The sequence below is a fragment of the Nocardia salmonicida genome, from assembly GCF_036142455.1.
In the GTDB taxonomy this organism is placed as follows: Bacteria; Actinomycetota; Actinomycetes; order Mycobacteriales; family Mycobacteriaceae; genus Nocardia; species Nocardia salmonicida.
On record NZ_CP108014.1, the window covers coordinates 282,058 to 299,711 of the forward strand.

The 17,654-nt window shown below is 67.1% G+C and carries 16 protein-coding genes; 11 read left to right on the forward strand and 5 right to left on the reverse strand.

Going from position 1 to position 17,654, the window contains the following annotated elements:
- Positions 1 to 4 precede the first annotated feature (4 nt).
- Positions 5 to 1,972, reverse strand: a complete 1,968-nt coding sequence (locus OHS03_RS01395; RefSeq protein ID WP_328660088.1) for a glycoside hydrolase family 15 protein — start codon at positions 1,970 to 1,972, stop codon at positions 5 to 7.
- Between the two features lie 142 nt (positions 1,973 to 2,114).
- Between OHS03_RS01395 and OHS03_RS01400 the strand changes: the two genes are divergently transcribed.
- Complete coding sequence (locus tag OHS03_RS01400; RefSeq protein ID WP_056821441.1) at positions 2,115 to 2,351, forward strand: hypothetical protein; 237 nt, start codon at positions 2,115 to 2,117, stop codon at positions 2,349 to 2,351.
- Between the two features lie 111 nt (positions 2,352 to 2,462).
- Here the strand turns inward: OHS03_RS01400 and OHS03_RS01405 are convergent, their stop codons facing one another.
- The gene (locus OHS03_RS01405; RefSeq protein ID WP_328660089.1) at positions 2,463 to 3,512 is read right to left on the reverse strand and encodes a M48 family metallopeptidase; all 1,050 of its coding nucleotides are present in this window, start codon (positions 3,510 to 3,512) and stop codon (positions 2,463 to 2,465) included.
- 74 nt (positions 3,513 to 3,586) lie between these two features.
- Between OHS03_RS01405 and OHS03_RS01410 the strand changes: the two genes are divergently transcribed.
- From OHS03_RS01410 to OHS03_RS01440, 7 genes are all read left to right on the forward strand, one after another.
- The gene (locus OHS03_RS01410; RefSeq protein ID WP_019045829.1) at positions 3,587 to 3,676 is read left to right on the forward strand and encodes an Ms4533A family Cys-rich leader peptide; all 90 of its coding nucleotides are present in this window, start codon (positions 3,587 to 3,589) and stop codon (positions 3,674 to 3,676) included.
- 211 nt (positions 3,677 to 3,887) lie between these two features.
- On the forward strand, positions 3,888 to 4,940 hold the full coding sequence (locus tag OHS03_RS01415; RefSeq protein WP_328660092.1) for a sulfate ABC transporter substrate-binding protein: 1,053 nt from the start codon (positions 3,888 to 3,890) through the stop codon (positions 4,938 to 4,940).
- A gap of 86 nt (positions 4,941 to 5,026) precedes the next feature.
- A complete protein-coding gene (gene cysT, locus OHS03_RS01420; protein ID WP_405151535.1) occupies positions 5,027 to 5,884 on the forward strand; it encodes a sulfate ABC transporter permease subunit CysT in 858 nt (285 codons plus the stop codon).
- Positions 5,881 to 6,687, forward strand: coding sequence for a sulfate ABC transporter permease subunit CysW (gene cysW, locus OHS03_RS01425; protein ID WP_328660094.1), 807 nt, complete (start codon positions 5,881 to 5,883; stop codon positions 6,685 to 6,687). Before cysT ends, cysW begins: the two co-directional genes overlap by 4 nt.
- Positions 6,684 to 7,679 (forward strand): sulfate/molybdate ABC transporter ATP-binding protein, encoded by a 996-nt coding sequence (locus OHS03_RS01430; protein WP_062988280.1) that lies wholly within the window; start codon positions 6,684 to 6,686, stop codon positions 7,677 to 7,679. Before cysW ends, OHS03_RS01430 begins: the two co-directional genes overlap by 4 nt.
- A gap of 370 nt (positions 7,680 to 8,049) precedes the next feature.
- Positions 8,050 to 9,054 (forward strand): AurF N-oxygenase family protein, encoded by a 1,005-nt coding sequence (locus OHS03_RS01435; protein ID WP_063003487.1) that lies wholly within the window; start codon positions 8,050 to 8,052, stop codon positions 9,052 to 9,054.
- Positions 9,055 to 9,066: 12 nt separating this feature from the next.
- The gene (locus tag OHS03_RS01440; RefSeq protein WP_328660095.1) at positions 9,067 to 10,653 is read left to right on the forward strand and encodes an FAD-dependent oxidoreductase; all 1,587 of its coding nucleotides are present in this window, start codon (positions 9,067 to 9,069) and stop codon (positions 10,651 to 10,653) included.
- Between the two features lie 54 nt (positions 10,654 to 10,707).
- On the opposite strand, the gene OHS03_RS01445 is transcribed toward OHS03_RS01440, so the two are convergent.
- On the reverse strand, positions 10,708 to 11,469 hold the full coding sequence (locus OHS03_RS01445; protein ID WP_063003485.1) for an SDR family NAD(P)-dependent oxidoreductase: 762 nt from the start codon (positions 11,467 to 11,469) through the stop codon (positions 10,708 to 10,710).
- A 525-nt stretch (positions 11,470 to 11,994) separates the two neighbouring features.
- Here OHS03_RS01445 and OHS03_RS01450 point away from each other — a divergent pair.
- Together OHS03_RS01450 and OHS03_RS01455 are read left to right on the forward strand one after the other, a co-directional pair.
- Positions 11,995 to 14,202: an Hsp70 family protein gene (locus OHS03_RS01450; RefSeq protein WP_328660098.1), complete on the forward strand. Its 2,208-nt coding sequence runs from the start codon at positions 11,995 to 11,997 to the stop codon at positions 14,200 to 14,202.
- A gap of 489 nt (positions 14,203 to 14,691) precedes the next feature.
- The gene (locus OHS03_RS01455) at positions 14,692 to 15,489 is read left to right on the forward strand and encodes an HAD family hydrolase (protein ID WP_328660100.1); all 798 of its coding nucleotides are present in this window, start codon (positions 14,692 to 14,694) and stop codon (positions 15,487 to 15,489) included.
- A 4-nt stretch (positions 15,490 to 15,493) separates the two neighbouring features.
- Here the strand turns inward: OHS03_RS01455 and OHS03_RS01460 are convergent, their stop codons facing one another.
- A complete protein-coding gene (locus tag OHS03_RS01460; RefSeq protein WP_056821415.1) occupies positions 15,494 to 15,892 on the reverse strand; it encodes a VOC family protein in 399 nt (132 codons plus the stop codon).
- A gap of 94 nt (positions 15,893 to 15,986) precedes the next feature.
- On the opposite strand from OHS03_RS01460, the gene OHS03_RS01465 reads away from it, so the two are divergent.
- Entirely contained in the window at positions 15,987 to 16,925 is a 939-nt protein-coding gene (locus tag OHS03_RS01465; RefSeq protein ID WP_328660102.1) for a helix-turn-helix transcriptional regulator, read from the forward strand.
- Between the two features lie 21 nt (positions 16,926 to 16,946).
- Here the strand turns inward: OHS03_RS01465 and OHS03_RS01470 are convergent, their stop codons facing one another.
- Positions 16,947 to 17,642: an SGNH/GDSL hydrolase family protein gene (locus tag OHS03_RS01470; protein ID WP_328660104.1), complete on the reverse strand. Its 696-nt coding sequence runs from the start codon at positions 17,640 to 17,642 to the stop codon at positions 16,947 to 16,949.
- Between the last annotated feature and the right edge of the window lie 12 nt (positions 17,643 to 17,654).

Sequence of the window (17,654 nt, forward strand, 5' to 3'; positions counted from 1 at the left end):
TCCCTTACGACCGGTTGGCCGGTGTGTGTGCCGGTTGGAACTGACCCGCGTTGCGCTGATCCTCGGCCCGGATCACGTGGGTCACCGCGTTGATCAGCGCCAGATGGGTGAAAGCCTGGGGGAAATTGCCCAGGTGCCGACCGGTGCGTGAGTCGATCTCCTCGGCGTAGAGCCGCAGCGGGCTGGCCAGGCCGAGCAGTCGCTCGCACAGATTCGTGGCCCGTTCGAGTTCGCCGATCTCCACCAGCGCCGAGACCAGCCAGAACGAGCAGATCGTGAAGGTGCCCTCCTCGCCGTCGAGGCCGTCGTCGGTGGTGTCGGTGTGGTAGCGCAGCACCAGCCCGTTGACGGTGAGATGGTTGGCGATGGCGAGCACCGTCGCCCGGATGCGCGGGTCTTCCGGCGGTAGGAACCGGGTCAGCACCACCAGCAGCAGCGAGGCGTCGAGGGTGTCGCCGCCGTAGGTCTGGGTGAAGATGCCCTCCTTGTTGACGCCGAATTCGAGGACGTCCTCGCGGATCTCCTCGGCGATCGCGAACCACTCGGCCGCGCGCTCGTGCTGGCCGTGCAGCTGTGCCAGTCGGGCACCACGATCCAGCGCCACCCAGCACATCACCTTCGACGAGGTGAAGTTCTGTGGTTCGCCGCGCACCTCCCAGATCCCGCGATCGGGTCGGCGCCAGTTGGCGATGGCCGCGTGCACGGTGCGTTCGAGCAGTGGCCACAGCGATTCCGGCACCTGCCCACGCGATTTCACGTGCAGGTACACCGCGTCGAGCATGGTGCCCCAGATGTCGTGCTGGTCCTGGTCGTAGGCGGCGTTGCCGATGCGGACCGGACGCGCGCCGTCGTAGCCGGCCAGATTCGGCAGCTCGTATTCGGTGATGTGGCGTTCGCCGCCGATCCCGTAGAGCACCTGCAGGGGGACCGCGTCCCCGTTTTCACCGGTGGTGACGTCGTCGAGGAACGCGAAGAAGTCGTTGGCCTCGCGGTCGAGACCGAGGGTGTACAGGCCCCACAGCGCGAAACTCGCGTCGCGCACCCAGGTGTAGCGGTAGTCCCAGTTGCGTTGTCCGCCAGGGGTTTCCGGCAGTGAGGTGGTGGAGGCGGCGAGGAGCGCACCCGTCGGCGCGTAGGTGAGGCCCTTGAGCGTGAGCGCGCTGCGCTGCAGGAAGCTGCGCCACGGATGGTCGGGGAAATCGCCCTGGGTGATCCAGCGTCGCCAGCACTCGGTGGTCGCCCACATCTTCTGCGCGGCCTCGTCGTAGGTGGCGGGCGCGGGCAGTTCCGACCAGGTGAGCGCGACGAACACCTGGTCGCCCTCGGCCATCCTGGTGCGGGCGCGCGCCTCCCTGCCCTCCAAGCCGAGGCGCAGATCTGTGGTGAGAACCAGTGACGGCCCGCTCTCGGGATCGCTCGACGCCCGTGCGGTCGCCTGCTCGTAGACCTTGCCCGTGTACTCCCACTTGGCTCCGCCCCGGTGATAGTCGAACGAGGGCTGGCAGCTCATTTCGAGCTCGACGGTGCCGCTCACGCACTTGACCGTGCGCAACAGGACGTGTTCGGCGTCCCAGTCCATCGGGGTGCGGCGGTGGGTCTTGGATCGGGCGATGTTGTTGTGCCACGGGCCGAGTACCAGTGTGTCTCGCACGATCAGCCAGCCGGTTTCGGTCTGCCAGGTGGTTTCCAGGATCATCCCGCCGGGCAGATACCGCCGTGCCGCGGGCACATTCTTTCCGTAGGGGCCGATCCGGAAATGCCCGGCGCTGCGGTCCAGGATCGCGCCGAAAACGCTGGGGGAGTCGGGACGTGGCACACACATCCACTCCACCGAGCCGCTGCTGGAGATCAGGCAGCTGGTTTCGCAGTCGGACAGGAAGGCGTAGTCGTCGATCGGTGGAAACGCGCCACGGCGGCCGATGGCGGAGACCGGACTCAGAATCGGCAGGCTGTCAGCGCTGGAAGACTCCATACCCCATCATCACGGCGGTACGGTCGCCCGTCCACCGCTGCGAACGGCGATCTCGGTGGAACGGCTGGTTGTGGCCCGGAATTCCCTCCGCACCCTATGCGGAGGGCGAGGGCGTTCACGGTGACCGACTAGGCTGGTCGACGTGCAACGCATCGCAGGTTGGTGGGACGGCTTCGAACTCTGGGTAGCCGGGCTGCCCTTCATTCCCCAGTTTCTCGTGGTGCTGGTCGGCATGGTCCCGATCAGCTTCGCCATCGCCTTCCTGCTCGATCGCGGCTTGCGTATGGCCTTCCGCGTATTGCGCCGCGACGATCGCACCGAACCGCCGATGCCGGTCACCCTCGCCGAACGCCCGGCCGTCGGCAGCGGTGCCCGCTGATGCCACGTTCTCGCGTTCAGCTCGCGCTCATCGCCCTGCTCGTTCTCGTCGTCATCGCCTGGTTCTTCACGCGGTAACCGGCGCGGGCGATCGCCCGCGCCGACCCAGCGACTAGTTCTTACGCCAGTCGTCGAACCGTTTGCCCAGGTCCGATACCGTCCGGCCGAATTCCTGGCCGACCGTGTTCACCGCCGAGCCCACGTCGCGACCGAGATCACGGACCGTGCGAACCAGCATGTCCTCGGACTGATCGAAGGTCTCGCGATAGTGCCGCGCGGCCTCCTTGGCCTCGTCACCGATGCTCGCGTTCTTGTCCTGCCCACGACGCGGGTAGCTGCCGCCGAGCACCCGCTCGTAGTCGCCGGACTGGATCCAGCGGCGCAGCTCGGCCGCGCGCAGCACCGAGAACGGGTGGGACTGCAGCTCCAGGTTGAGCAGCTTGAGCACGCCGTCACGCAGGTCGCCCGAGCGCATGTAATCGTCGGCCTGGTCGAGGAACGCGCCGTGGTTCATCTCGTGCAGCCACGCACCACCAGCGGTTTTCATGTGCACCCGGACCGAGGCCTCCACGTCCTGGCAGCACAGCAGCCCCGCCCGGTCGCCGGACAGCTCCGACTTGCGGCTCCACTCCATCAGCGCCGCCACGATCGCCCGCAGCGCCCAACCGCCGACCGGCATCCAGCCGACCGAGGCCGACAGCCGCATCAGGTGCATGAGCATCGTGCGGTACACCGCGTGCCCCGACAGCGCGTGGCCGAGTTCGTGGCCGACGACGAACCGCAGTTCCTCGGTGTCCATCAGTTCGAGCAGGCCGGTGGTGAGCACAATGAACGGCTTGTCCATCCCGATGGTGAACGCGTTCACCGACGGGTTCTGCAGTACGAACATCTCCGGGGTCGACTGCGCGTCGAGCACGCCGACGCAGTCCGCGCGCAACTGGTGCAGCGTGCGGAACTGTCGATCGTCGACCCGCACGGCGGTGGCCAGATACATCAACCGGTGCTGACGCTCGCGCAGCAATCCCGACAGCGTCCGCAGCACCGTGTCGAAGCCGCTGAGCGAGCGCAGCGCCACGAGCGCGGTGCGGTCGGCCGGGTGTTCCCAAGCGCGCGTGCTGATCTCCGGCAAACGCGTGCGAACCCGGTCTGGAGCCATGGTCATAGGATGAAATCCCCCCTGGTTAGAGAACTCTCGTCGATTGCGATCATCATGGCGCAATCTGCTACAGTCTGCCTGTGTCGTCGAGTGTCGCCCCGCAGATCCGCCATGAGTTGGCGTTGATCGCTGTCGGCAACCTCGCGGTCGCAGACATCCTCTGTCGATGATCGGCTACCGGACTCGTCTGCGCGTTTCTGCCCAGTAGACTGGCGCGCGCTTTCCTTTCGCAGTCGTTGTCCGTAACTCCGGGGGCCGATGGGCCCGAGTCGCGCCAACTGTCGTGTATCCATACGCGGCAGGTCTACCGATCGACATGAGCACTCCCTGCAGCCACGAAAATCGATGTGCCGCAGGTCCTTTCCCGAAAGGTTCACCCCGATGTCTCGCAACACCTGGATCGGCTCGCGCCGCCGCGCCGCCGCCATCGCTGTCACTGCTGTCGCCGCGGTCGCCCTGACCGCCTGCGGCGGTGGCGCCAGCGACTCGACCGACAGCGGCGCTACCGTGGCCGACGGCAGCGGGGGCACCCTCAACCTCTACGCCTACGCGGTCCCGAAGCCGGGCTTCGACAAGGTGGTGCCCGAGTTCAACAAGACCGACGCGGGCAAGGGTGTGCAGGTCCAGGCCTCCTACGGCGCCTCGGGCGACCAGTCGCGCAAGGTCAAGGACGGCGCCGAGGCCGACGTCGTGAACTTCTCGGTCGAGCCCGACATCACCCGCCTGGTCGACGCCGGCTTGGTCGAGTCCACCTGGAACGCCGACGCCACCAAGGGCATCCCCTTCGGCTCGGTCGTCACCCTGGTGGTCCGCAAGGGCAACCCCAAGGGCATCAAGGACTGGGACGACCTGCTGAAGCCGGGTGTCGAGGTCGTCACCCCGAACCCGTTCAGCTCGGGCTCGGCCAAGTGGAACCTGCTCGCGCCCTACGCCGCCAAGAGCGACGGCGGCAAGAACCAGCAGGCCGGTCTGGACTACCTGTCGCAGCTGGTCTCGCCCGAACACGTGAAGGTGCAGCCCAAGTCGGGCCGCGAAGCCACGGAGACCTTCCTCCAGGGCACCGGCGACGTGCTGCTGAGCTACGAGAACGAGGCCATCTTCTCCGAGCGCAACGGCGACCCGATCGAGCACATCAACCCGCCGACCACCTTCAAGATCGAGAACCCGGTCGCCGTGCTGAAGAACTCCAAGAACCTGGCCAAGGCCACCGCGTTCCGCGACTTCCTGTTCACCGCCGAAGGCCAGAAGGCGTGGGCGCAGGCCGGCTTCCGCCCGGTGGATCCGAAGGTCGCCGCCGAGTTCGCCAAGGACTTCCCGACCCCGGCCAAGCTGTGGACCATCGATGACCTCGGTGGCTGGAAGGCCGTCGACAAGGATCTGTTCGCGCAGGGCACCGGCAAGGTCGCTGTCATCTACGACAAGGCCACCAAGTAGTCGGTGACCCGGCTCACACGTGATACTGGAAAACTGTGACTGACAGCAGTGGGCCCGCCGGGACCGGGGAAACCCCCGATCCCGGCGTGGCCGTGAAACTGGACAAAAAGCCGCCGACCCCGCGCGGACCCCGCTGGTCGTGGCTGCGCGTCACCGGCTCGGTTGGCCCGTTCGGGATCGGTGTCGCCGTGATGTGGCTCAGCATCATCGTGCTGTTGCCGCTGGCGGCACTCACCGTCAGCTCCTTCGAAGACGGCTGGTCGGGCTTCTGGGACGCGGTCACCGCGCCCTCGGCGCTCGACTCGCTGCGCATCACAGTCGGCGTCTCGGTGATCGTCGCCGTGATCAATGTCGTGATGGGCACCCTGATCGCCTGGGTGCTGGTGCGCGACGAGTTCCCCGGCAAGGGCATCGTCAACGGGCTGATCGACCTCCCCTTCGCGCTGCCCACGATCGTCGCCTCGATCGTGCTGCTCTCGCTCTACGGCCCGAACAGCCCGGTCGACATCCACCTCAACGCAACCCAGGCCGGTCTGGTGGTGGCGCTGGCCTTCGTCACGCTGCCGTTCGTCGTGCGGTCGGTGCAGCCGGTGCTGATCGAGGTCGACAAGGAAGTGGAGCAGGCTTCGCTTTCCCTCGGCGCGAGCAACTGGGTCACCTTCCGCCGCATCGTGCTGCCCACCCTGGCTCCGGCGATCATCTCCGGCGGCGGCCTCGCCTTCGCCAGGGCGATCGGGGAATACGGCTCGGTGGTGCTGATCGGTGGCAACATCCCGCGCGAGACCCAGATGACCTCGCAGTACATCCAGCAGCAGATCGAAGTCGACCGGCCGGTCAACGCGGCCGCGGTGTCGGTGGTGCTACTGGCGATCTCGTTCATCAGCCTGCTCGTGCTGCGCATCCTCGCCGAACGCACGTCGCGCAAGGAAGAGGCGGCTCGATGAAACTGTCCGCGTTCACCAGGATCTCGCTGCGTACGGTCGCGCTGGGCTACCTGCTGATCCTGCTGGTGCTGCCGCTGGTGATCATCCTGCTGCGCACGTTCGAGCGGGGGATCGGCGCGTTCATCGAGTCGATCACCACGCCCGCGGCCATCTCGGCGTTCCAGCTGTCGATGATCATCGTGATCATCGTGGTGCCGTTGAACGTGGTCTTCGGTGTGGTGACGGCGCTGGCGCTGGTCCGGAGCAAATTCCCCGGCCGCAGCCTGATGCAGGGCATCGTCGACCTGCCGTTCGCGGTGTCGCCGGTTGTCGTCGGTGTATCGCTGATCCTGCTGTGGGGTGCGGGCGGCTGGTTCGGTGGCTTGGAATCACTCGGGTTCAAGGTGATCTTCAGCCTGCCCGGCATGGTGATCGCGACCATCTTCGTCACGCTGCCGTTCGTGGTGCGCGAGGTGGAGCCGGTGCTACACGAGATCGGTGACGATCAGGAACAGGCCGCGGCCACCCTCGGCGCCTCGCGCTGGCAGACGTTCTGGCGCATCACCCTGCCCGCCATCCGCTGGGGTCTGACCTACGGCGTCGTGCTCACCGTGGCCCGCGCGCTGGGCGAATTCGGCGCGGTGATCATGGTCTCCACCGCGCTGCCCGGAAAATCCCAGACGCTGACCCTGCTGGTGCACGGCCGCTATATCAACGACCACAACACCTTCGGCGCCTACAGCGCGGCCACCCTGCTGATGGGTATGGCGCTGATCGTCCTTCTCCTGATGACTCTCCTCGAACGCAAGCGGGGCACCGAATGATCACCGTGACCAACGGGCGCAAGAACTACGGTTCCTTCGCCGCCCTCGACGATGTCAGTATCGATATCCCCGCAGGCCAGCTCACCGCGCTGCTCGGCCCTTCGGGCTCGGGCAAGTCGACGCTGCTGCGCTCGATCGCCGGACTCGAGGCCCTCGACTCGGGTGTGGTGGTGATCGCGGGCAACGACGTCACTCATGTGGCGCCGCAGAAGCGCGATATCGGCTTCGTGTTCCAGCACTACGCCGCGTTCAAGCACATGACCGTGCGCGACAACGTGGCCTTCGGCCTGACCATCCGCAAGCGGCCGAAGAAGGAGATCGACAAGCGCGTCGACGAACTGCTCGGCATCGTCGGCCTCGACGGTTTCCAGCACCGTTACCCGGCACAGCTCTCCGGCGGTCAGCGTCAGCGCATGGCGCTGGCCCGTGCGCTGGCCGTTGACCCGCAGGTGCTGCTGCTCGACGAGCCGTTCGGCGCGCTCGACGCCAAGGTGCGCACCGATCTGCGGCAGTGGCTGCGCAGGTTGCACGACGAGGTCCACGTGACCACCGTGCTGGTCACCCACGACCAGGAGGAGGCCCTGGATGTGGCCGACCGGATCGCGGTGATGAACAAGGGCCGTATCGAGCAGGTCGGTTCGCCCGAGGAGGTCTACGACCGGCCTGCCAACGAGTTCGTGATGTCGTTCCTCGGCGCGGTCGCCCGGCTCAACGGTCATCTGGTCCGCCCGCACGACATCCGTGTCGGCCGCGACCCGAGCATGGCGCTGGCCGAACACGAAGGCACCGCCGAATCGGCGGGCGTCACCAGGGCCACGGTCGAGCGGATCGTGCGCCTCGGTTTCGAGGTGCGCCTGGAACTGCGTAATGCCGCGACCGGCGACCAGTTCGCCGCCCAGGTGACCCGTGGCGACGCGGCGGCGTTGCGCCTGGCCGAGGGGGAGACGGTCTATGCCCGTGCCACCCGGATCCCGGACCTTCCCCACGCCTGATCCACCCTGCTGCGATCGGGGCCCCGCGACAGACGTCGCGGGGCCCCGATCGCGTTGTCGAGGGATTCGCCGACGGTCCGCGATCCGTCGCTGGACGCGGATCGGCGCAGGTTAACCGGTACCGGCGGTCCGTCGGCCGACACGCCGCGCTCGGCGGACAACTATTTTCCGCGTCTCACAACAGACCTTCGCAGATTGTGCATGACGCAGTGTCACAGGTAGAAGCGCTTTTACTGGCCAGTAGCTTTCTCAACAGGGCTTTCGGCGCGCCGAACACGCAAAATCGGGCACTGCACGGAGTTGACGTGACTCGCTGTAGGTGTAACCATTGGAAACAGTAAACGTCCCTAGAGGAGAGGCAGTGACGACGATGTCTGCGCCCACCACCCCTGACGTCGATCCTGTAGTCGCGGAGGCTCAGGCGTACGCCGAGAAGTTGCTGATGCTGTCCGAGGCATCGGTCGATCGCCACTTCGACCCGTTCGAGGACATCGACTGGGACGCCCCCGACTTCGATCCGAACTGCAAGCCCGAGCGCTGGGTCCTGGTGACTTCGGCCGACCCCATCGGTCGCCACCCCTGGTACCAGGCGCTGCCGCTGGAGCAGAAGATCGAGATCGGCAAGGTCCGTCAGGCCAACGTCGCCAAGGTCGGCCTGCAGTTCGAGGCCATCCTGATCATCGGCATGATGCAGCACATCTTCAACCTGGACAACAACGACCCGGAGTTCCGGTACTGCTCGCACGAGATGATCGAAGAGCACAACCACACTCTGATGTTCCAGGAGATGGTGAACCGCGTCGCCGACGTGCCGGGCATGAACCCGCTCGTGCGTCAGCTGCGTCACCTGGCCGCCCCGGCCGGTGCGCTGTTCCCGAACTTCTTCTTCATGGCCGTGCTCGCCGGCGAAGAGCCGATCGATCACATCCAGAAGGACATCCTGCGCTCGGGTGACGACATCCATCCGATCATGCGCGGCGTGATGGCGATCCATGTGGCCGAGGAAGCTCGCCACATCTCCTTCGCCCACGAGTTCCTGAAGAAGAACGTGCCTGCCCAGCCCGCGCTGAACAAGGCTGTGCTCTCGATCGCCATGCCGATCGTGATGTTCATCCTCGGCCGCGCCATCGCCACGCCGCCGAAGACCTTCTTCAAGCAGTTCGACATGCCCGCCGAGGTTCGCAAGGACCTGTTCTACGGTTCCAAGGAATCCAAGCGGACCTTCGCCGACTACTACGTCGACGTGCGCGCGCTCGCCGAGGAGATCGGGTTGATGAACCCGGTCGCCCGCAAGGTGTGGAAGCTGCTCGGCATCGACGGCCCGTCCAGCCGGTACCGCTCGGAGCCCAAGCGCTCCGCGAAGCACGCTGCCTGAGCCGGTAGATCGATGCCATACGTTGTCACCCAGTCGTGCTGTAGTGACGCCTCGTGCGTCTACGCGTGCCCGGTCAACTGCATTCATCCCACCCCCGATGAGCCGGATTTCCGTACCGCGGACATGCTCTACGTCGATCCGGCGTCCTGCGTGGACTGTGGTGCCTGCGCCACCGCGTGCCCCGTCGATGCCATCACCTCGTCGAAGAAGCTGACCGACGAACAGAAGCCGTTCATCGAGATCAACGCCGACTTCTACCGCGTGCAGCGGGACCGGCCGACGTTGGCCGTACCGGTGATGCCGCCCGCGATCGACACCCAGCGCTCGCCGCTGCGTGTCGCGATCGTGGGGTCGGGTCCGTCGGCGATGTACGCCGCCGACGAGCTGCTCACCCAGCCCGGCGTCGCGGTCACGATGTTCGACCGCCTGCCGCAGGCCTACGGTCTGGCCCGCCTCGGCGTCGCGCCCGATCACAAGCACACCCGCAAGGTCGCGGATCTGTTCGACATCATGTCGAAGCAGGACGACTTCGGTACCTACCTCGATGTCGAGATCGGCAAGCACATCAGCCATGCCGAGCTGCTCGAGCACTTCCACGGGGTGATCTACGCCGTCGGCGCGTCCTCGGATCGCAAGCTCGACATCCCGGGCGAGGGTCTGGCGGGCAATGTGTCGGCCACCGACTTCGTCGCCTGGTACAACGGCCATCCCGACCACGTCGAGGACCGTTTCGATCTGGACCAGAAGCGGGTCGTCATCGTCGGCAACGGCAACGTCGCCCTCGACGTCGCCCGCATCCTGACCGTCGATCCGGCTCTGCTCGCCGACACCGACATCGCGCCGTACGCGCTGAAGGCATTGCGCGAGAGCAAGATCGAAGAGGTCGTGATCCTGGGCCGTCGTGGTCCGGCCGAGTCGGCGTTCACGGTGCCCGAGTTCGTCGGCCTGCTGGCCGCCGACATCGACATCGCGATCGAGGGTGAACTGCCCGCGGTCACGTCCGATCTGCCCTACAAGGTCGAGCAGAAGCTGCGCCTGCTGCACAGCGTCGCGAATCGCCCGTTCGGTGCGCGCAAGCGCATCGTGTTCCGCTACCTGTCCTCGCCGGTGGAGATCGTCGGCACCGACACGGTGACCGGGGTGCGGGTGGAGCGCAACGAGCTCGTCACCGACGCCGAAGGTCGCGTGGCCGCCAGGCCGACCGGCGATACCACGCTCCTCGAGGCCGGTGTCGTGCTCACCTCGGTGGGTTATCGAGGCGTGCCGACCGTGGATCTGCCGTTCGACGACGCCCGCGCGGTGATCCCGAACGACGCGGGCCGGGTGCTCACCGCGCCCGGGGGCGAGATCTTCCCCGGCACCTATGTGACCGGCTGGATCAAGCGTGGCCCGACCGGCTTCATCGGTACCAACAAGTCGTGTGCGCAGGAGACCGTGCAGCAGCTCGCCGACGATTTCAACGGTGGCACGCTGCGCGAGCCCACTCGTGACGCGCAGGAGTTCGACCGACTCGTGCGCGCCCGTCGCCCGCAGGCGGTCGCCGGTGGCGCCGCGGTGCCGCGCGAGCGCTCGGTGCGGCGACTGTTCGCTCGCAGCTGATCATCTGAAACAGAAGGCCCGCAACGTCACTGGACGCTGCGGGCCTTCGGTTTTCTACTGCGCCGTGAAGCCGCCGTCCGCGGCGATGGCCGCGCCGGTGACGAACGATGCCTCGCGGCTGAGCAGGAAGGCGCACAGCGCGGCGATCTCGTCGGGCTGTGCGATCCGGCCCAGCGGGTGCAGCGCCGCGATGGCGGCCTCGCCCTCCGGTGTCGCGCCCATCGACGCGCGGAACGCCGGGGTGTCGACCGCGCCGGAGACCAGGGCGTTGACCCGCACGCCTGTCGCCGCGGTCTCGAGCGCCACCGATTTCGTCAGTCCGACAACGGCGTGCTTGGCCGCCACATATGGCGCCACCTGTGCCATCCCGACCACGCCCAGGTTGGAGGCGTTGTTCAGGATCGCGCCGCCGCCGGAGGCGGTGATGGCCGGAACCTGGTGGCGCAGACCGTAGAAGACGCCGTCGAGGTTCAGATCCATGTCGGCGCGCCATGAGGCGTCGTCGATCTCGGCGATCGGCCCGAAGGCATTCACCGCGCCCGCGTTGTTGAAGGCCGCGTCGAGGCGGCCGTACTCGGTGAGCGCGGCCTGGGTGAGCCGTTCGGCATCGGCGTCGACGGTGACATCGGTCGCGACGAACAGCGCGCGTCCGCCGGTCGCTCTGATCTGCTCGGCAACCTGCTCGCCCTGGTCCTTGCCGCGAGAGCCGAGGACAACGGCCGCACCTTCGGACGCGACCCGCAGTGCGACCGCCTTGCCGATGCCGGAGCCGGCCCCGGTGATGAGTACGACCTGGTCGGCGAATCGAGTGGACATGCGTAGTGCCTGCTTTCCCTTGGTGTTTCGAAGAAACGGTCGGTATCTGTCCGCTCTTTCAGTCAACCGGCGGGCGCTGGGCCGTGCTGGCGGGAATCGGTCGCTGCGTTGACGCGTCACCTACTAAGGGGTCTATTTCGATGTGAGGGAATGTGATTCGTCGTCAGGGAAATCATCCGGGTAGTAAACGAATTGGTTACCGGTCGGTAAGTGCACGTATTGGCGGGGATAACAAACCCTAGGAATGTATTAATTGGGCGCTCTGTCCGATTACTCACAGGTAGCTGCCTCTCGGAGTATGCACATTGCTGGTGGTGTGTTCAGGGGGGTGGATATCTAACCTTCAACCATCTCACCTGCATGAATCACCTTGTGGCGGCGCGTGGTTGCGAATTCCGTATCAATCTGGCAGCAATTCGCGGACGTGCCAGTTAATCTAGGCGAGCTGTTTGGAAAACGACCGCGGCCACATGGTGCGCTCGCGTGCTGGACGTGGTCACGGTGCGTTGACGGGATAGCAAAAACATGACCAGAGGTCTGGGCTTGAGTATCGGTGCGGTCAATGCGATTTCGGCGGTCGTCGCCGATGATCCGGCCAAACCGGCGGTGCGCACACGACGCACCGCACTGACGTTCGACGACGCGGGCAGGCCCCGCATCGGCGCGATCAACGAATTCGCCTCGGCGATCACGGATTTCGCGGATCTGACCCGCGAGCCGGAGCCGATGGTGATGGGTGGGCGGTTCTACTCGGCGACCAACCTGATCGCCGCGGTGGTCACCGGTCTGATCGAGCTGGCCGAGACGCCGGCCGGGATCGTCTTGACCTATCCGGCGGTCTACACCGATAAGCAGGTCTCGTTACTCGGCCAGGCGCTGCATCTCGCGGGCGCCGGCGAGGTCCTGCTGGTGCCCGAACCGGTCGCCGCCGCGGAATGGCTGGAGATCGATCGCGGCCCCTTGGCGCCGGGGTTCGTGCTCGTCTACGACCTGGGTGCCACCAGCCTCGACCTCACGGTGTTGCGTGTCGGTCCCGACTGGCCGCACCACCCGATGGTCGGAACTCCTACGCGGTCAACCGATTTCGGTGGCAAGCCGCTCGGCGAGATGGTCGCCCGTTACGCGGGCGAACCAGGGCTCGGCCGCGCGACCCAGACCCTCACCTCCATGGTGAACATCGACGCGCTGCGGGCCGAACACATCCGCGACACCTTCCCGCTGGTCAGCAAGAGCGTCGCCGCGGCAGGCCTGCGGCTGGCCGACCTGTCGCGCATCCTCGTCGTCGGCGGGGCCTCGCGCCCACCCGAAGTCGCTCGCACCCTCGCCGAACTCGGCGTTCCGCTGGTCACCGTGGCCGACCCCGGCCAGGTGATCGCCTCAGGCGCAGCGGGTTTGGCGGCTCGCACCTTCGCGCCCGAGCAGCAGAGCGGTGGTCCGGTGCCGCACGTCGCGGTGTTCTCCAGCGCGGCAGTCGTTTCCGCGCTCGCCATGTCGGCGATGACGGTGTTCGGCAGCCCCTTCGATCCCGGCCTGATGCCGGTCCTCGACCGGTTCCCTGTTCTCGGCGCCCCGGTCGACGCGCTGCTCTACGACATGAGCGCCGACCTCCTCGCCGCTCGAACCGCAGGCCTGGTCAGTGAGGTCGACCCGGTCACCGGCCGCATCCAGGTCGCGGGCGTGGCCGCGGCCCGCAGCGCCTATGAGAACTTCATCGCGCCCGCGACAGCGCCCGTCGGTAAGTCACGCCCCGGCGCGCACAACGGTAGTGGCGCCGACCGTAGCGGTCTCGGGCGTCCGGACGTCCGCGACGACTGCAAGTCGCCGTTCCTGGCCCGCGCCACCTATGGCGACCCGGCCCGCTTCATCAACCCCCTACCCTTCGGTCAGCAGGCCGCCCAACCCAAGAACACCCCGACCGAATCCGGCGCGCCCGAACTTCCCCACAGCGGGCCGATCTCGACTCCCGGCACGCCGGAATCCCCGAGCACTCCGACCGCACCCGGTGCGACAGACCCTGGCACTGTTCCGGCGGCCGGTACCGCGCACGCGCCGGGCACCGCTCCGACGGACGGCACGTCCGCATCGACCGGCGGGCCATCGACGCCGAGTACGGGTGGTGCCTCCGGCGAAGTCGGAGGATCTGCGTCGACGGGTGGAACGAATACCGGCACACCAGCTTCCCATCCAGGTGGATCGGGCGGAAGCACCTCGGGAGGAACTGCGACCGGCGGAACCACTGACGGCGGTGCCTCAGGAGGCTCGACCGGCGGTGGAACCACCGGCGGCACAAGTCCTTCCGGCGGTGCTGCCGGTGGTGGCGCATCCGGTGGGGGTGCGTCGACCGGTGGCGAATCTGATGGAGGTGGCTCCGGTGGCGGCGCATCAGGTGGTGCCGGGGCCGGTGGTGCGTCCGGCGGTGGAGCCGGCGGCGGTGCGTCCTCCGGCGGTGCGTCGGGTGGTGGTGCGTCCGGTGGTGGCGCATCGGGTGGCGGTGCTTCCGGAGGCGGTGCGTCCGGTGGTGGTGCCTCGGGTGGTGGTGCGTCCGGTGGTGGCGCATCGGGCGGCGGTGTGTCCGGTGGCGGATCGGACAGTGGTGCGTCCTCCGGCGGTGCCTCCTCGAGCGGTGCGTCTTCTGGTGGAGCCTCCTCGGGCGGCTCCAAGGGTGGAGCTTCTTCGGGCGGCTCCGCAGGCGGTGGCGGTGGCGGTGGCGGTGGCGGCGGTTCTCGCCGCTGACTAGCCGGTCACGCTGGCACATCGGTGTTGCCACGACGGAACATGCTGGCGCGCAACGGCAGTTGTTGTGTCACTGCGAGTCGGTCTCAGGTCTTCGGTCATGACCAGAGGCTGACAGCAGTAGTGCGTTGATGGAGTGCCGCCGATCAGCGATCAGGCGCTTGCCTCCATCGTCGTGACGAACGTGCTTGTCTGATTCCCGAGCCAGTAACGATGTGTCGTCAGGGTCGACGAGACGAGCCCTTCCAGCGTCAGGCCCGGTGCACCAGGCCCGCATCAGAGAGATAATGCGGGCACTGGGCACTTCACCTGCGGCCCGGCAACTACCGGTGCCGCGGCGAGTACCGTCGCGCGCGTCCTCGGTTCGGGTCCGCGCTAGGCAATCGCCGAGGCCCGCGACGGCAAGTGCCGCACCGGATGCCGAGTTGTCCGCATCGTGGCGGTGGTGAATCGGCGGTGAGTGTCGGTGGGGGCGGGCACAATAGGACAGTGGCTGAACTCGGGGGAGCGCCGAAGCTGATCGCGCTCGATGTGGATGGGACTCTGCTGGCAACAGGGTTCGAGATCAGCGCGCGGGTGGGGGCGGCTGTGCGTGCGGCGGTGTCGGCGGGGGCGCATGTGGTGGTCACCACCGGGCGAACTCTGCTCACCACACGTCCGGTGCTGAGCGAGCTCGGGCTCGCCGAGGGTCATGCGTTGTGTTCCAACGGTGCTGTGCACATCGACGTGGCGCGGGGCGAGCCGGTCGCGGTCCAATCCTTCGATCCGGGACCGGCGGTGCTCGCTCTGCGTGCGTTGTTCCCGGAGATGGTCTTCGCCGCGGAACGGGTCGGCATCGGGATCTGGGCGACCGGGCACGGGCCGGGGGAGTTCTCGATCGGCGACTTCCAGCTCGTCGACCACCGCGAGCTCAGCAGTGTGCCGACGCCGCGCCTCAACGGCTGGTGGCCCGACGGCAGCCCCGATGAAATGCTGCGCCTGCTGCAGGCCTTCGACGTTCCCGATGCGTCCTGGGTGCACGGTGAGTACGGCCCCTGGCTCACCGTCTCCCGCCGTGGGGTGTCCAAAGGCTGGGCGCTGGAACAACTTCGGCTACTTCTCGGCATCGAGGCCGAGGCGACCTTGGCCATCGGCGACGGCTTCAACGACCGCGAGATGCTGCGCTGGGCAGCACATTCGGTGGCCATGGCCGGATCGCCCGATGCCGTGCTGGCCCTGGCCGACGAAGTGACCGGTCACGTCAGCGAGGACGGTGTCGCCACCGTCCTCGAACGCTGGTTCGTCTGAGTTCCTAGGTCGTCATCGCCACGAAGTGCGGGTTGGCCATGATCCCGAGCACATTGCCGAACGGATCGAGTACCGCCGCGGTCGCGAAACCCGTGCCCTCCCCGCGTTCGGTGATCGGCTCGTACTCGGTGGCGCCCAGCTCGAGTAGCCGGGCGAAGGTGGCAGCGAGATCGTCGACCTGCCAGAACACCACTCCACCCCCGCCTGGTGCATTGCGCGCGCCCGCCGGGGCGTACGCGCGATTGATGATTCCCAGCTCGGCCTGCAACGGCCCGAGCCGGAACTCGTAGTACCCACCGGGAACCTCGTAATACGGCGCGATGCCGAGGAATGCGCTGTACCAGTCCTTGGCGGCGGTGAGGTCGTCGGCGTAGTAGGTGGTGGTGGCCATTCCGCGCAGCATGTCTGCTCCATTCGGTTGTCGCTTCGGTGTGACAACGACTTTGCCAGGCAAAGTGCTCACCGAATGAGCACTTTGTTCGGCAGAATTACCGAGTATGCGAGCCGATAGATTGGTAGCGACCCTGTTGTTGATGCAGGCGCGCGGGCGGGTGACAGCCGCCCAGGTCGCCGCCGAGCTCGAAGTCTCGGTGGCGACAGCCCGGCGTGACCTGGAGGCCTTGTCGGCCGCGGGCATCCCGGTCTACCCGCAATCTGGTCGCGGGGGTGGTTGGTCGCTGATCGGCGGCGCACGCACAGACCTGTCCGGACTCACGGCGGGGGAGACCAGGGCGCTGTTCCTGCTCGCGGGTCCGGCGGCCCAGGCCGCGCCCGAGCTGAAGTCGGCGCTTCGCAAATTGGTTCGGGCCCTCCCGCACACCTTCCGTGCCGATGCGGCCGCCGCGGCCGACGCCGTCGTCGTCGATCCGGCCCGCTGGGGGCGCCCCGACCCGCAAGCACCCGCGGTGCTCGAGACTGTGCAACGGGCGGTGGTAGAACGCCGCCGCGTCCGCATCGACTATCTGAGCAAGGGCGAACGCACGGTCCGCACGATCGATCCATGGGGCCTGGTCGAGAAGGAAACGGTCTGGTACCTAGTCGCGGGCACCGAACGCGGGCAGCGCACCTTCCGGCTGGACCGTGTCGTCGAGGTGATCACCCTCGATGAAACAGCTGACCGCCCAGCAGATTTCGATCTTCAGGCGCAGTGGTCGCGGATTGTCGAGCGGATGGAGGGCCGCCGCGCCGCCGTCGCCGCGACGGTCCTCGTCTCCGCCGGTCTCGCCCCCATCCTGGCCGACCAACAGGGCCGCAATTGCACCCTGCTCGGCCCGGCCCCGGACGGCCGGGTGCGAGCGCGGATCACCGCCGACACCGCGAAAATGCTCGCCCGCCAGCTGGCGGGCTGGGCCGGGGACATCGAGGTCGTCGGCCCCGCCGAGGTAAGATCAGAACTGGTAGCACTCGGCACTCGATTGGTGCGCGACAACAGGTGAGTGTCCCGCGTGGTGCGTCCACTACGCCCTGTCGATGCGCGCGGCAAGCGACCTGGCCACCTCACCGGCCACGACCGCGTGCCCGCTCGTGGTGAAGTGGATGAGATCGGCGCTCATCAACTCGGGTCGCGACCGCAGTGGATGCGTCCAGAATTCGGTGAGTATCGCATCGAATTCGTCGGCCACCGCCCGCAGCACCTCGTTGAGCACCATCATCTGTGACCGCATGGGTCGCATCGGCGCCATCCGTTCGACGTCCCACACGTCGGCCATCGTGAAAATCGACAGCTGTGCCCCCGTGGCGGCCAGCGCGGTGAAAATCGTCGACAGATTCTCCCGCAGCTGATCGACATTGCCGCAGACCGTGAACAGATCGTTGCCGCCGCAGCTGACATGCACGAGGTCCGGTGCGAAATCCAGGATTTCGGACAGTTGCCGGTCGATGACCTGACCGCTGGTCGCACCGATCCGACCCGTATTGCGGTAGGCCAGTGTGGGATTGACCGAGGTGAGATTCGCCGCGACCCGGTCGGCCCAGCCGGTCGGGGCGTAACCGGGGCTCCGATCCCCGGTCCCCGCGGCGATGGAATCGCCGAGCACCGCGAAACGCTGCCACGGTGCCCCTGCGAGGAGTGCGGTGATCTGCTCCGGCGCCGTCACCAGCGGGTCCTCGGCCTCGACGGTGAATTCTACGGACAGTGGTGTGCTGGTAGACATGTCGATCTCCTG